Here is a 14,750-nt window from a genome sequence, read left to right on the forward strand (position 1 = left end):
TAGACCTGCTGAACGACCGATGCCCTCAGGGCGGCTGACGACCGGTCGGAGACACGCGGCTCGCCGGCGTCGCCCACAGTCGGCACACTGCCCGGAACCACGACTTCGCTGACCGACGCTGCAAAGCGGGACTGCGCGAGCACCGGGCCCTGTTGCGGCTGCGCGGACGCGCAGTGCTCGCCCGGGTGACCCGCGCCGTGGTCGGCGCGTCCGTCACGGGGCCCGGCGAACAGCTCGGCGGCCGGGCGGGGGCCGACCGACCGATCGGCTGCCGTGGCGGCCGACGGCGTGTCCACACCATGGTGCGGGGGTTCAGGCGCCGCGCTCACGCTTGTTGCCGCGCTGGTCACCAGGTGTCCAGCGGCGCTTCCCGGAGTCGCTCCGTGCGTCAGCACGACGGCGAACAACACTACGGCGAGGCCCAGCACGCGCAGCAGCGGGACCGCGGAAGCGCGGGCCCGGGCCATGCGTCGGGGAGACCAAGCCGTAATCACGCCGTGATGCTAGCGCGCCCCGGAGGCCGCTCGTCCGGCACCCCGGGCACACAGCGTCAACTCGCCATGCAAATGACCGGTTTGCATCGGCGAGCATCGGCGTCGATGACCGCCCACCACCGGGTGCGGTCGCCCGGCGGCCCTTCGTCCACGGTCTGGAGGCGGGGCACCTGTCGGCCTGGCCTGGCCGTAGGCCGACAGGTGCACCGCTGCACCGCCCGACTACATCTGGCCCCTCTTCATCCCTTCGTCCTCCTCATCTCGCCCTCCTCATCTCGTCCTTCACATTCGCTCTTCTCATTCGTGCGAGGCCGTCAGGTCCGTGGCGCGGTGGCGGGCCAGGAGGGAGGCGCAGATTTCGCCGGCGCGTACGGCGGTGGTGGACAGGAGCGTCGAGGTGAGTCCGTGGGTGTGTTCGGTGCCGCCCTGGAGGTAGATGTCGGCGGTGACGTTGGGGGCGGTCGTCACGCGGTGGTCGCGGCCGACCCGGAGGGCGTCCTCGTCATCGCGCAGGCAGAGTTTGCCGATCTCCCCCAGGTTGTCGGCTATGCCCTGGGGTTGATATCCGGTGGCGTAGACGAGCAGGTCGGAGGAGAGGACCTCGTCGTGCTGCCGTACTTGTGGTCGACGGAGACCGGGAAGGCGGACTCGCCGGAGGTGCTCGCCTCCGCTCCGGCGTCCGAGGTGTCGGAGTCCGATGCGCCGCCACCGCAGGCGGTGGCGAGGAGCAGCGTGGCGAAGGCGAGCGCGACGGCGAGCCGTGGCGCTCTGCGGGAGCGGAACATCAGCGGTCCTTCGGTTCGGGTTCCTGTGGAGCGGTACGTGTGGGGGTCGCGGTGGCCGGCCGGGGGCCGGTGTCGCGGGCGTCCGACCAGGCCGCCCACAGGGCGGCGTAGGTGCCCCGCGCTGCGCGCAGTTCGTCGTGGATGCCGCTCTCGACGACGCGGCCGGCGTCCATGACGACGACGCGGTCGGCGGTCGCCGCCTGGCTGAGGCGGTGGGCGACGATCAGCGCGGTGCGGCCGTCGACGGCGCGGGCGACCGACTTCTCCAGGGCGCGCGCTCCTGCGCTGCCCGCCTCGGCGGTGGCCTCGTCGAGGATCGCCAGGGGCGGGTCGGCGAGGATCAGCCGGGCGAGCGCGAGGGCCTGCGTCCGTTCGCCGCTCAGCCGGTGGCCGCCGTCGCCGACGACGGTGGCGAGTCCGTCGGGGAGGGCCTCGGCCCAGGCGAGGGCGTCGACGCGGTCGAGCGCGGCGCGCAGTTCGTCGTCGTCGGCGCCGGGTTTGGCGAGCCGCAGGTCGTCGGCGAGGGGGCCCGCGAAGACATGGGTCTCCTGGGTGATCAGGGCGATCGTGCGGGAGGCGGCGGTCCCGAGTTCGGTGGGCGGGACCCCGCCGACCAGGACGGTGCCGGTGGTGGGGGGCTGGATGCCCGCGACGAGTCTGGCCAGGGTGGTCTTGCCGGCCCCGCTGGCGCCGACGAGGGCCACGCGCTCGCCGTGGCGGATCGTCAGGTCGATGTCGTGCAGGACGGGGTGGCCCGTCCGGTAGGCGTGGCTCAGCCCCCGGACGGTGACCGCGGCGCTGCCTGACCCGACGGTGCGGCGCGGCGCCGGGGGTACGGGTTCGTCCGTGACGCCGACGAGCCGGGCGAGGCCCGCCGTGGCGGACTGGGCGTCATCGAGGAGGGCGAGGGCCGCGTTGACGGGGCCGAAGAGGCTGTGGAAGTAGAGGGCGGCCGCGGTCGCCGTACCGATGCCGGCCGAGCCCTGGCGGACCAGCCAGTAGCCGGTGACCAGGACGGCGGCGAGGCCGATGTACTCGGCGATGTGCAGGCGGCTGTAGAAGCCGAGGACGAGCCGTACGCCCCGCATGGTCAGCGCCACCACGGACCAGGACCGCTCGGTGACCCGCTCGGTGTGCTCCCTCTCCAGCCGGAACGCCCGCGCGGTGGAGCCGCCGCCGATGGTGTCGAGCATCTGCTGCTGCTGAGCGCCGGCGGCCACCCGCTGCTCGGCGTAGAGCGGGACGGCGCGGGTGACGTACCAGCGGGCGGTGGCCGCCTGTACGGGGACCGCGAGCAGCGCGGCCAGCAGGAACCGCCAGTCCAGGAGGGCCATGGCGCCGAGGGTGAGGACGATGGTGAGCAGGGAACGCCCCAGCGCGGGCAGCGCGTTGCGTACGGCGTCGGCGATGAGGGAGACATCGGCGGTGACCCGGGCGGTCAGGTCGCCGGCGCCGGCCTTCTCGACCCGGTCCAGCGGGAGCGCCAGGGCCCGTTCCACGAAGCGTTCGCGCAGCCGGGCCAGGGTCGTCTCGCCGAGCCGGGCGATCAGCGACAGCCCGAACCCGGCGGTGACGCCCTGCGCCACGGCGACGGCCACCAGCAGGCCCGCGGTGGCCGTGATGGCGTCGACGGACCCGCGTTCGGCGGCGAGGTCGACGATCCGGCCGAGCAGGGGCTGTACGAGCAGGCCGACTGCGGTGGAGGCCACCATGACGGTGAACGCGGCCAGCGCCGACCGGCGTTGCGGGCGCAGCAGTTCGGCGACGGCCGCCCGGGTGCGGGCGGGGGTGGCGACGGGGAGCAGTTCGGGTGCGGCGCGACCGCCACTGCGGGCCGCGGTCTCGACGGTGCCGAGGCTGTCGGCGGGCTCGGTCATGTGAGGACCGTCGTGCGGTAGTCGGCGCACTCGTGGACGAGGCGCTCGTGGTCGCCGGTCGCGGTGATGCGGCCGTCGTGGAGGAGGACGACCCGGTCGGTGACGGCGAGCAGGACGGGGCTGTTGGTCACCAGGAGTGTGGTGCGTCCCCGGCGGAGGTCGCCGATACCGGCGGCGATCCGTGTCTCGGTGACGGCGTCGACGGCGGTGGCGGGCTCGTGCACGACGAGGACGGGCGCGTCGGCCGCGAGGGCCCGGGCCAGGGCGACCCGCTGCCGCTGACCGCCGGACAGGGAGCGGCCGCGCGCGCTGACGGCGGTGTCGACGCCGTCGGGCAGCGCGCGGGCGACCTCGTCGGTGCCGGAGGCGGCCAGCGCGGCCGTGACTTTCCCGGGAGCGGCGGCCGCCGCCGTGACGTTCTCCAGGACCGTGCCTTCGAAGAGGTCGGCGTCGTGCTCGGCGACGAGGATCGCCGCGCGTACGTCGCCGAGGCCGAGCGCGGTGAGTGCCGTGCCGTCCAGTTCGACGGCGCCGTCGTCGGGGTCGGTTCGGCGGCCGAGGCAGCGCAGCAGCGCCGTGGCGTCGGCGGGGTCGGTGGTGGCGACGCCGACGGTCTCGCCGGGGGCGATGTCGAGGTCCACGCCGCGCAGGGTGCCGTACGTGAGGGCGCGCAGCGTCAGGCGTCCCTCGACGCTCCGGGCCAGGGCGCCCTCGGCCGCCGGTCCCGGCAATACGGCGCCCGGGGCGTCCAGCACCTCTGCGGTGCGGGCGGCGGAGGCGCGGCCCTGGGCCGTGCTGTACGACAGGGCGCGCGGCGTCAGGCGTCCCTCGACGCTCCGGGACGGAGTGCCGTCGGCCGCCGGTCCCGGCGATACGGCGCCGGGGGCGTCCAGCACTTCCGCGATGCGGGTGGCGGAGGCACGACCCTGGGCCAACTCGGCGTTGACCCAGGCGAATTCGGTGAGCGGGCCGATGAGGAAGAGGGCGAGCCCGACGGAGGAGACGAGTTCGCCGAGGCCGATGTCGCCGCGGGCGGCGAGCCGTCCGCCGACGAGGGCGACCAGGGCGATGAACGTGCCGGTGAGGATGGTGACGACGCCGTTCTGCCAGGCCTCGGCGCGGGCGGCTCGCAGGGTCGCCGCGAGCGAGTCCTGGCTGACCCGCCGGTAGCGGGCCACAGCGGCCGACTCGGCGCCGATGCCCTTGAGGACGCGCAGTCCGGCCACCAGGTCGGCGGCGACGCCGGAGGCCCGCGCCGCGCGTTCCTGTTCGGTCGCGCTGCGGCGTTCCAGAGGCTTGCTCAGCAGGTGGCCCAGTCCCAGCAGCAGCGGGGTGCCCAGCAGGACGAGCAGGCCCAAAGCCACCGAGACCCGCAGCAGTGCCACCGCGCTGACCACGAGGCCCGCCGTCGCCGCGAAGGCCACGATGAGGGCCATGGCGACGGCACCGACCCGCTTGGCGTCCTCGGTGGCGATGTTCGTCAACTCGCCGGGCAGGCGGCCTTCTTCGGCTCCGCCCTCGGGGGCGAGGAGACGGCCGACGAGTCGGGTTCTGAGGTGGTGCGCGGCGGTGACCGACGCGCGTTCGCCCGCCCGGGCGCTGGCGCGGAAGCTGTAGGAGAGCCCCACGTACACGGCGGCGAGGACGGCGAGCCAGCGGAGCAGTCCGGGGACGTCGCCGTCCACGACCCCCCGTTCGATGGCCAGTCCGATGAGGACCGGCACGAGGGCCTCGCCCGTCTGGTGCGCCATCCCCAGGACGGCGCCCAGCACGACGTCCTTGCGCTGTCCGCCCACGGCGCGCCACAGCACGTTCCGTCCCGGCGGGTCCGCTCTTTTCACGCATCCCTCCGGACCGGTTTCGCCACCACAGGAAACGCACAAGAAAACTTAGGTAGGCTAACTATATTTGTCTTCTTGGACCAGCCCTGAAGTGCCGTCGAACCGAACCGACCTCCCCCGAACGCTGGGACATTAGCCGACGAAGGCGTCAACTGGCAGGCGGATCACGGCACTTCACCAACCCGAGACCTCACCTCCCGATCCCCCTGAACTGCCCCGAACCCCCTGACCGGAAAGACCTGTTCGTGCTCTGCACCAGGATCACCAACGCCCGCATCATCACCATGGACCCTGACCGCCCGGCCGCCCGGGAGCTCGGGATCTGGCGGGGGCGCGTAGTCGGCCTGGACGAGGACGTGGCGGGGCTTCCGGCGCGGCGGACCCTGGACCTGGGCGGCGCCACGGTGCTGCCCGGCTTCATCGACGCCCATGTGCATCTGGCGTGGACGGGCCTCAAGGCCAGGTCGCCCAGCGTCGCGCCGAGCCGACGGGCCGACGACGTGCTCCGCGCGGTGGCGGAGGCGGTGGCCGAGGCCCCCGTCGGCGGCTGGGTGGCCTTCGGCGGCTATGACCAGCGCACGCTCGACCGGCCCCTCACCGCGGCCGACCTCGACGCGGTCAGCGCCGGACGCAAGGTGTATCTGGGCCACCTCTCGGGGCACGCGTGTCTGGTCAACTCGGCGGTGCTGAGCGGACTCCCGGCGGACGTGGCCCGGCCGGACGGTTTCCTCGCGGAGGGCGCCATGGGGGCCGCACTGCGGTCCAGGCCGCCGCACTCGCTCACGGAACTGGCCTCGGCGATCGAACACGCCGCGCGCCTCTGCCGGTCCGAGGGCGTCACGGGGTGCGCCGAGGCGGGCGTCGGGGCCCGCCTCTTCGGGCACAGCCCCATCGAGGGCGCCGCGTATCAGCTCGCCCACGAGTCGGGCCGACTCCCGCTACGGGTACGGCTCATGGTGGCGGCCGACGCGCTCCACCCGGTCGGGGCGGCCGCCGGGGACACCACGAGCCGGGCGATCGACCTCGGCCTGCGTACGGGCTTCGGCGAGGGCACGCTCTCCCTGGGCGCGCTCAAGATCTTCGCCGACGGCGGCATGATGGCCCGTACGGCGGCCCTCACCAGCCCCTGTCTGGGCGGCGACGACTCGGGGCAGCTCATGCACGAGCCCGACGTGCTGGAGAGCACGATCGTCGAGGGGCACCTCGCCGGCTGGCAGCTCGCCGTGCACGCGATCGGCGACCGGGCCCTCGATGTCGCCCTGGACGCGCTGGAGCAGGCCCAGAAGCTGCGCCCGCGCCCGGAGGCCCGGCACCGCGTCGAGCACGCGGGCCTGGTCCGCCCCGACCAGCTGCCCCGGCTGGCCGCGCTCGGTGTCACCGTCGTCATCCAGCCGAGCTTCCTGCGCTACTACGGCGACGACTACGCCACGATCATGGGTGCGGACCGGGCCGGCTGGCTGTACAGGGGCCGGGGCTTCCTCGACCACGGCATCCGGGTCGCCGGCAGCTCGGACCGCCCGGTCGCGAACGGCGCCCCGCTGCGGGCGATCCAGTTCATGGTCGAGCGGGCCTCGGAGTCCGGCCGTCTCATCGGCGCCGACGAGGCGATCACCGTGGAGGAGGCGCTGCGCGCCTACACCACCGAGGCCGCCCGCGCCTGCCACTGGGAGGCCGACGCCGGCAGCCTCACCCCCGGCAGGCGGGCCGACCTCGTCGTACTGGGGGACGATCCGCGCCGGGTGGACGTGTCGAGGATCGGGGAGATCGAGGTGGTGCGGACGTTCGTCGAGGGCGAGGACGAGTTCTGATCCAGGACCGAGTTCTGATCCGGGACCGACTTCTGATCCGGGACCGACTTCTGATCCGGCGACGATGTCGGGCAGGGACGGAGGCAGGGCGCTCGGTTCGATGAGGCGTCGATCAGTTCGGTGGGCGCCGGGTGGGGAAGGCGCGCAGGAAGCCGGCCGAGGGCACGAAGAACATGGTCCCGGTCACGGCCCGGGAGTAGTCCAGGATCGGGTCGTGGCCGGCCGGCGGTTCGCCGATGAACATCCTCCGCAGCATGGCCTCGGGGATCTCGGGGTCGCGGGCGTAGGCGATGAAGTACGTGCCGAACTCGCCCCGCCCGGGCCTGCCGAAGGGCATGGCGGCGCGGAGTATGCGCTGCTGGGTGCCGTCCGGGCCGATGAGCGTGTTGACGTCGACGTGCGAGCCCGCCACGTCCAGTTCGAGGTTGGTCAGCTTGGTCCGGCCGATGACCTTCTCCTGCGCCTCGACGGCGAGGGCCTCCCAGGAGTCCACGTCGTGCAGGTACTTCTGCACGAGCGCGTAGCTGCCGCCCCGGAAAGCGGGGTCCTCGTCGCCGACGAGGACGGTCTCGGCGGCCAGGCGCCCGACCGGGTTCTCGGTGCCGTCGACGAAGCCGAGGAGGTTGCGGGAGTCGAAGTACGCGAAGGCCTGGACCTCGTCCTCCAGGGTGGCCGCGCCGCGCAGCTGCCGCATGATCTCTGCGGCCAGCGCTAAACAGAGGTCCACGCGCGTCGCACGGATGTGGAAGAGCAGGTCGCCCGGTGTGGACACGGCCCGGTGCCGGGGGCCGTCCAGCTCCCGGAACGGGTGCAGCGCGGCGGGCCGGGGCGCGCCGAAGAGCCGGTCCCAGGCCGCCGCGCCCACGCCGGCCACACAGCCCAGGGCGCCGTCGGGGCTGGAGAACCCCACCGACCGTTCCAGCCCGGCGAGTCCGGCCAGCACCCCGCGCGCCGTCGGCTCACCGCCGGGGGCGACGGTGACGACCAGAAAGACAGCGGCGGGAGTCAGCGGGCTCAGCATCGGCTGCGGCAGAACGTCTTCGGGCACGACCGGCAGCGCCATGGCTCCCCCTTCACGACACATGTGCGGAACACGCGTGGACCTTCGTCCACTCACGACTTCACGGGCGGCTCCCGGCGGCCGACGGCGCCCTCGACTCCGTCGTCGCGCACCGCATGCCCCGGGCACGTTCCGCCCCCCTCACCATGCCCGGTCGGGACAAGGGCGATGCCCGTCGATCCCCACTCCCCCGCAAACAATGACGTACGACACAACCCCGCAGGTCATACGGGTCGACGACCGCCGCCCATGAGCCGAGGACCCGCCCGAGCCCGCCTAGGCCGGGGGCCGCGCGGTGGAGTCGCGGACGACGAGGTCGACCGGTGGGTCGCTCGCCGGCAGGGGGTCGGAGTCGGGGTTCTCGATGGCGTGCACGAGGTGCTTCAGGCCCTCCCGCGCCACGGCGTCGAACGGCTGGCGCACCGTGGTCAGCGGCGGAGTCACATAGGCGGCGACGGCGATGTCGTCGAAACCGACGACACTGACGTCGTCCGGTACGCGCCGCCCTGCCTCGGTCAGCGCGCGGATCAGCCCGATCGCCATGTCGTCGTTCGCGGCGAACACGGCGGTGACCTCGGGATCGGCGGCCAGCGCGCGGCCCGCCGTGTAACCGGACGCGGCCGACCAGTCGCCCTCGACGACCGGCGGTTCGTGCGCGCCGCGCGCCGCCAGCGCGGCCCGCCAGCCGGCGAGGCGGTCCCCGGCGACGTACCACCGGCGGGGACCGGCGAGATGATGCACCGTCACATGCCCCAGCGCCAGCAGGTGTTCGGTGGCCGCCCGCGCCATCAGATCGGCGCCGCCGCCCGCCGTGACCACCCTGGGCGCGGTGAAGGGCAGGGGCGCGCCGAAGACGAGTACGGGGACGTCGACGCGGACGGGCACCTCCCCCTCGTCGATCGGCTCGGAGATGATGATGCCGTCCACGCCCTGGCCGAGGAGCGAACCGACGGCGCCGGCGATGCCCGCCGGGTCGCCCTCCATCGTGTTGACCACGTGGAGCGCGTAGCCCAGGTCCCGTGCGACCCGTTCGATGCCCACGAGCAGGGTGGCGGGCCCGTACAGCGCCGTCCCGAGCGACACCACGCCGAGGGAGCGGGTACGTCCGGAGGCCAGTGCCCGCGCCGCGCTGTTGAGCCGGTAGCCGAGCTGTTCGGCGGCGTCGAGCACGCGGCGGCGTACGTCGGCCGAGACATAGGGCTCGTCGTTGAAGACCCTGGACACGGTCTTCTGCGAGACCCCCGCCAGCCGGGCCACATCCACACTGCGCGGCGCGGCGGAGCTCCCGCCCCGTCCTGCCGGTCGCGTCACGACGCCTCCCGATGTCCCCGTGTCCGCCGTATGACGTATGACAACGCAGTCATCTCTACGCAGTCGGGATGAGGCGCGTCAAGTCGAGAGCCGCAGGCCATCGAGGCCGCGACGACCGTATACGCAGGCGACCGAACGCCCAATACTGTGCCCAGACATCACCAGGGGGGCATGCGATGAAGTGGTTCCAGCGCGACCGGGGGAAGCCAGGGAAGCGACAGGCCGATGTGGTACCGCTTTCCGGAGTCGCCCAGAGCGACGACGCCCCCCGGCAGGCGCCCCCACTGCTCACCGCGGGCGGCCCGGCGCTGCAACAGATCGGCGGCGACGGCGACAAGGTCGCCCAACTCACCACCGGGCAGGGGCCGGTCATCCTCGACATCACCCACGCAGGGGCCGGACACTTCGTCGTCGACGCCCTGGACGGGAGACTGCACTCCCAGAGCCAACTGGTCTACACCGACGGTCCCTTCTCCTGCCGTTCGCTGGTGAACGGCGACGACCGGCCGGTGAGCGCGCTCCGCATCCAGGGGGACGGGCCGTGGACGGTCGCGGTGAGCCCCGTGTCGAGTGCGCTGACCTGCGAGGGTGACACGCGGCGCGGCGCCTCGGACGTGCTGCGGCACACGGGCGGCCCCGCGATCGCGACCCTCCGGTACGAGGGCGACCCGCGGTCCGACGACGGCGGCTACTTCCTCGTCGACACCTTCGAGCCGGACGGGAACGGTTTCCTCGACGAGTTGGCCAGTCACGTCGGCCCCTGGCACGGCGAAGCGCCGCTCACCGGCCCCTGCCTCATCTACGCCCGCTCCGACGGCCCTTGGTCCATCAGCGTGCGGCCCCTCGGTTCCCCCACCTCACCATGAGGGCCACCCGGGCCCAAAGGGCTTGAAGCACTTCAGGGCGCGGCGGATCCCCCCGCAGGTGATCCGCCGCGCCCTGAACCTGTCTCCCGGCCCCCGTGTCCGCTGCGAGTGCTAGGGCGTCGGGGGGCCGGATAGGCTCGGGGTATGCGGATCTCCGTCTCCTCGGACATGGACGAACCCGTCGCCCGCTTCCTCCTCGCGGAGTTGCGCGACCGGGGCCACGAAGTGCTGACGCACGGCGCGCTGCGCCCCGGGGACGACCCGCGGTGGGCGGCCTGTTCCGAGGCCGCGGCGCGCGAGGTCGCCTCCGGTGCGTCGGACCAGGCCGTCGTGTGCTGCTGGACGGGCACCGGCGCGTCGATCGCCGCGAACAAGGTGCCCGGGGTGCGGGCGGCCCTGTGCACGGACTCGTACACGGCCGACGGTGCGCGCCGCTGGAACGACGCCAACGTCCTGGCGATCGGTCTGCGCCTGACCTCGGAGCCGCTCCTCAAGGAGATCCTCGACGCCTGGTTCGCCGCCGAGGCCAGCGAGGACGCCGACGACCGGGAGAACGTGGCCCGCGTCGAGGGGCTCGACGTCAGCCGGGGGCCCGGCCGGGCCCGCTGAAGACCGCCCTGGCCCACAGGGGCGGTTCCGGCGGGGGCTGCGGCGGTCCCGGTGTCGTCGTCCCGGCCGCCCGGGTCGGCGCGCGCTCCGCCCGGAAACCGTGTGCCGTGACGGCGGCCCTGAGCGCGGCCACGAAGGACAGGCAGGAGTCGTAGCGGTCGTCCGGGGACTTGGCGAGCGCCTGCGCCAGGACCTCGTCGGCGGCCGACGGCAGGTCGGGGCGCCCGCTGGTCAGCGGGGGCGGCTCGTCGTACTGATGGGCCCACAACAGGGCCATGTCGTCGTCGCGTTGGAAGGGCGGCCGGCCGGCGAGCGTCTCGTGGACGACACAGGCGAGGCTGTAGACGTCGCAGCGGCCGTCGACCGGCTTGCCCGAGATCTGCTCCGGCGCCACGTAGTCGAGGGTCCCCACGAACTGTCCGACGCTCGTGAATCCCGTCAGGGACAGCGACTTCTTCGTCAGGCCGAAGTCGGTGAGGTACACGTGCTCGGGGTGGTCGCTGTCGGTGCCCTGCGCGACCAGGATGTTGCCCGGTTTGACGTCCCGGTGCACCAGGCCGTGGTCGTGCGCCGCGTCGAGCGCGGAGGCGACCTGGGCGGCGATCCGCGTGGCGGTCGTCAGGGGCAACGGGCCCTCCCGGTCCAGGAGATGCCGCAGATCGCGCCCGGCGACGTACCGCATGGCGATGTAGAGCACGCCGTCCGTCTCCCCCGCCTCGAAGACCGGCACGATGTGCGGATGGTCGATGGCGGCGGCCACCCTCGACTCGTGCGTGAAGCGGCGGCGGAAGGTGTCGTTGCGGGCCAGTTCGGGGGCGAGGAGTTTCAGCGCGACCGTCCGGTCCAGGCGCAGGTCCTTCGCCCGGTAGACGACGGCCATGCCACCGCGGCCGATCTCCCGTTCGATGCGGTAGCCCGCGATCTGGCGTCCGACGAGCTCCGACGGGCGTCCCGCGAACGGTTGCGTCTCACCCATCGGGCGTCACCGGCGGGACCAGCCGGGTGGGTTCGTGATCGGCCGGCCCGCGCTCCGCCGGTCGCCGCTCGGCCGCCGCTCGGTGATCCGCGGGTTCGCGTCCGGGTTCGCGTCCGGGTTCACCTTCGCGTTCGGATTCCCGTACGACCCGTGTCGGCCCCGGAGCGGGTGCGGCGGCCGGTGGTACGTGCGGGGCGGCCGGGGCGTCGTGTGGTTTGTCCGCCACGGCGAAGGTGCTGAGCCGTGCCCCGTCGCAGTACACCCACCGCTCGTGCGCGGCGTCGAACAGCCACAGCGACTCGCCGTCGACGACGACCCCGATCCGCAGGCCCCTCGTACGGTCGCGGAAGGACTCCCCGTCGAGACTCCCGGTCGCCAGGGCCTCCGCCTCGGTGCGGTAGCGCGCCACGGCTTCCTCGACGCGGGCCAGCAGGGGGCGCGGGTCGGCCGTGCGGGCGGGCGCGGTACCGGCGGCGGGCGGGTCCTGGGGTACGGCGACGAGGAGGCGGCCGTCGACCCAGGCGGACCAGCCGTTGGCGCACAGGACATGGCCCCAGTCGCCGCGCCGGTCGAGGAGCCGCACGGGCAGCAGCGCGTCGAGGGGCACGGTGGAGCTGGACGGGTCGGGGGTGTCCCAGGCGGGCAGTCCGCCCGGCGGGACGACATGGGTGGGAAGGAATCCGGGGGTCGTCATCGCGGCTACTTCCGCATCACCGCGGGTTCGCGGCGGCGCAGGAGGCGGGCGACGAGGTAGCCGCAGAGCAGCGAGAGGACGACGAGCATGCCCATGTCCAGCAGCCATACACCCGCCGAGTGCTCGAACAGCGGGTCCGCCTTGTCGGGGACGATGCGTTCGAGGTCGATCGTGCCGGCCATCGCGGCGAAGGCCCAGCGCGACGGCACCAGCCACGCCAGCTGTTCGAGGACGATCGTGCCCTTGACGTCCAGGAGCGCGCCGCAGAACACGACCTGGACGATCGCGAGGAGCACCAGCAGCGGCATGGTGACCTCCTCCTTGCGGACGAGCGCGGAGACGACCAGGCCGAGCATCATCGCGGTGAAGGAGAGCAGCGCCACGGCCACCGTGATCTCGACGAGGGGTGGCATCAACACGCCCTCGCCGCCGGGTGCGTTGAGGTCGACGCCGAGGAGGGCGACCAGGGTGAGCACGACGGCCTGGAGCACGGTGATGGTGCCGAGGACGACGACCTTGGACATCAGGTACGCCGATCTGGACAGGCCGACGGCGCGTTCGCGCTGGTAGATCACCCGTTCCTTGACCAGTTCGCGCACCGCGTTCGCGGCTCCGGTCAGGACGCCGCCGACGCACAGGATGAGCAGGGCGTTCATGGCGGTCTCGCGGTCCAGTTCGCTGCCCGCGAGCGCTCTGGCCATCGCGCCCATCACGAACGGCAGCGCGATCATGATGGCGAGGAAGGTCCGGTCGGCGCCGAGCGCGGCCGCGTACCGGCGGACCAGGGTGCCCAGCTGGGTGCCCCAGCTCTGCGGCTTGGGCGGCGGCGCCACGTCGACCGGGGCGGCCTCGGGCAGGTAGGGCCGGCTCATGGACGCGGTGACGTACTGGCGGTGGAAGGGCGAGTCGAGGTACTCCCCCGCCCAGTCCCGCTCCCGGTCCCGTTCGAAGGCCTCGAACGCCTCCGGCCACTGTTCGAAGCCGAAGAAGGCGAGGGTGTCGTCCGGCGGCCCGTAGTAGGCGACCTTGCCGCCTGGCGCGAGGACGAGGAGCCGGTCGCAGACGTCGAGGCTGAGGACGCTGTGGGTGACGACGATGACCGTACGGCCGTCGTCGGCCAGGCCACGCAGCATGTGCATCACCGAGCGGTCCATGCCGGGGTCGAGGCCGGAGGTCGGTTCGTCGAGGAACAGCAGGGACGGTTTCGTCAGCAGTTCCAGGGCGACGCTGACCCGCTTGCGCTGGCCGCCGGAGAGGCTGTGGATGGGCTGGTCGGCACGTTGTTCGAGGCCCAGTTCGCGGATCACCTCGTCGACCCGCGCCTGGCGCTCCGCCTTCGCGGTGTCCTGCGGGAAGCGCAGTTCGGCGGCGTAGACGAGGGCGCGGCGGACGGTCAGCTGGGCGTGCAGGATGTCGTCCTGCGGGACCAGGCCGATGCGCTGGCGCAGTTCGGCGTAGTCGCGGTAGAGGTCGCGGCCGTCGTAGAGGACCGTGCCGCTGTCGGCGGGGCGCTGCCCGGTCAGGGCGTTGAGGAGGGTGGACTTGCCGGCGCCGCTGGGGCCGACCACGGCGAGGAGACATTTCTCGCCGACCGGAAACGCGACCTTGTCGAGCAGCGTCTTGCGGCCGTGATCGACGGCGACGGTCAGTTCCTGGACGTCGAGGGAGATCTCGCCGGTGTCGACGTACTCCTGGAGTTCGTCACCGACCAGGCAGAACGCCGAGTGGCCGATGCCGACGATGTCACCGGGAGCGACCGGCGCGCGGTCGACGGGCCGGCCGTTGAGGTATGTGCCGTTGTGGCTGCCGAGGTCGGCGATCTCGTACGTGCCGTCCGGGCGCGCCCGGAGCTCGGCGTGCCGGCGGGAGACGATGAGGTCGTCGATGACCAGGTCGTTGTCGGCGGCGCGGCCGATGCGGACGGTCCGCTCCGGCAGCGGGCGGACGCTGGTGGGCTGCCGGAAGGTGCCGGTGGAGCCGGGGCTGAGGATGCCGGAGGGGCGCTCGGGGGCGAGGCCGGTGAGGACGGCGCTGGGGCCGTCGGGGACGCTCCCGAAGTGGATGACGCTGCCTGGTCCCACGTCCCACTCGTGGACGCGGTGGCCGTCGGCGTACGTGCCGTTGGTGCTGTTCTCGTCCTCGATCGTCCAGTGGCCGGCCCCGGCCCGGAGCACCGCGTGGTGCCACGAGACCCGGTCGTCGTCGAGGACGACCTCGCTGCGCGGGTCGCGTCCGACGTGGTACTCGTGGCTCGGGGTCATGACCGTGGAGCCCGCCTCGGTTTCCAGCACGAGGGCGGGCGCAGTCGGTGCGATCGACCGCTCTGCCATGCCAAAAATTCTACCGATTGGTACGGATATGCGCCTGGCCGCTTCGGCGAGGCGGCAGCCGTACGGATCGGGCGGCCCTGCGGGGTCGCGGAGACGCCG

At 73.2% G+C, this 14,750-nt stretch carries 12 protein-coding genes and 1 pseudogene; 3 read left to right on the top strand and 10 right to left on the bottom strand.

The annotated features are described in order from the left end of the window. From I8N67_RS43015 to I8N67_RS28125, 5 genes and pseudogenes are all read right to left on the bottom strand, one after another. Nucleotides 1–467, bottom strand: a 467-nt coding sequence (locus tag I8N67_RS43015; RefSeq protein WP_234046418.1) for a hypothetical protein, incomplete at its 3' end; no start/stop codon positions are given. Nucleotides 468–791: 324 nt separating this feature from the next. Continuing rightward, nucleotides 792–1,097 (bottom strand): annotated as a pseudogene (locus I8N67_RS28110) (L-lysine 6-monooxygenase); the annotation flags it as partial. Further along, nucleotides 1,040–1,279 carry a hypothetical protein gene (locus tag I8N67_RS28115; RefSeq protein WP_234046419.1) on the bottom strand — a complete coding sequence of 80 codons (240 nt, stop codon included), beginning with the start codon at nucleotides 1,277–1,279 and terminating at the stop codon, nucleotides 1,040–1,042. The gene I8N67_RS28115 and the pseudogene I8N67_RS28110, both read right to left, overlap by 58 nt. Continuing rightward, on the bottom strand, nucleotides 1,279–3,156 hold the full coding sequence (locus I8N67_RS28120; RefSeq protein ID WP_200306884.1) for an ABC transporter ATP-binding protein: 1,878 nt from the start codon (nucleotides 3,154–3,156) through the stop codon (nucleotides 1,279–1,281). Before I8N67_RS28120 ends, I8N67_RS28115 begins: the two co-directional genes overlap by 1 nt. Then, nucleotides 3,153–4,997 (bottom strand): ABC transporter ATP-binding protein, encoded by a 1,845-nt coding sequence (locus I8N67_RS28125; protein WP_200306886.1) that lies wholly within the window; start codon nucleotides 4,995–4,997, stop codon nucleotides 3,153–3,155. The genes I8N67_RS28120 and I8N67_RS28125 overlap by 4 nt, the downstream gene beginning before the upstream one ends. A 245-nt stretch (nucleotides 4,998–5,242) precedes the next feature. On the opposite strand from I8N67_RS28125, the gene I8N67_RS28130 reads away from it, so the two are divergent. Further along, on the top strand, nucleotides 5,243–6,805 hold the full coding sequence (locus I8N67_RS28130) for an amidohydrolase (RefSeq protein WP_200306888.1): 1,563 nt from the start codon (nucleotides 5,243–5,245) through the stop codon (nucleotides 6,803–6,805). Nucleotides 6,806–6,917: 112 nt separating this feature from the next. Here I8N67_RS28130 and I8N67_RS28135 read toward each other — a convergent pair whose 3' ends face one another. Further along, nucleotides 6,918–7,868 (bottom strand): Dyp-type peroxidase, encoded by a 951-nt coding sequence (locus tag I8N67_RS28135; RefSeq protein WP_200306890.1) that lies wholly within the window; start codon nucleotides 7,866–7,868, stop codon nucleotides 6,918–6,920. Nucleotides 7,869–8,141: 273 nt separating this feature from the next. After that, nucleotides 8,142–9,128, bottom strand: coding sequence for a LacI family DNA-binding transcriptional regulator (locus tag I8N67_RS28140; RefSeq protein ID WP_200307023.1), 987 nt, complete (start codon nucleotides 9,126–9,128; stop codon nucleotides 8,142–8,144). Nucleotides 9,129–9,352: 224 nt separating this feature from the next. Here I8N67_RS28140 and I8N67_RS28145 point away from each other — a divergent pair, with 224 nt between their 5' ends. Continuing rightward, nucleotides 9,353–10,042, top strand: coding sequence for a hypothetical protein (locus I8N67_RS28145; protein ID WP_200306939.1), 690 nt, complete (start codon nucleotides 9,353–9,355; stop codon nucleotides 10,040–10,042). Nucleotides 10,043–10,186: 144 nt separating this feature from the next. Further along, complete coding sequence (locus I8N67_RS28150; RefSeq protein WP_200306941.1) at nucleotides 10,187–10,651, top strand: RpiB/LacA/LacB family sugar-phosphate isomerase; 465 nt, start codon at nucleotides 10,187–10,189, stop codon at nucleotides 10,649–10,651. Here the strand turns inward: I8N67_RS28150 and I8N67_RS28155 are convergent. Genes I8N67_RS28155 through I8N67_RS28165 form a run of 3 tightly spaced genes read right to left on the bottom strand, consistent with a single transcriptional unit; the run spans nucleotide 10,623 to nucleotide 14,651 of the window. Continuing rightward, nucleotides 10,623–11,627: a serine/threonine-protein kinase gene (locus tag I8N67_RS28155; RefSeq protein WP_200306943.1), complete on the bottom strand. Its 1,005-nt coding sequence runs from the start codon at nucleotides 11,625–11,627 to the stop codon at nucleotides 10,623–10,625. The genes I8N67_RS28150 and I8N67_RS28155 overlap by 29 nt on opposite strands. Next, entirely contained in the window at nucleotides 11,620–12,321 is a 702-nt protein-coding gene (locus I8N67_RS28160) for a hypothetical protein (RefSeq protein ID WP_200306945.1), read from the bottom strand. Before I8N67_RS28160 ends, I8N67_RS28155 begins: the two co-directional genes overlap by 8 nt. A 5-nt stretch (nucleotides 12,322–12,326) precedes the next feature. After that, entirely contained in the window at nucleotides 12,327–14,651 is a 2,325-nt protein-coding gene (locus tag I8N67_RS28165; protein WP_200306947.1) for an FHA domain-containing protein, read from the bottom strand. Nucleotides 14,652–14,750 lie beyond the last annotated feature (99 nt).

It is taken from the genome of Streptomyces adelaidensis (assembly GCF_016598475.1).
In the GTDB taxonomy this organism is placed as follows: domain Bacteria; phylum Actinomycetota; class Actinomycetes; order Streptomycetales; family Streptomycetaceae; genus Streptomyces; species Streptomyces adelaidensis.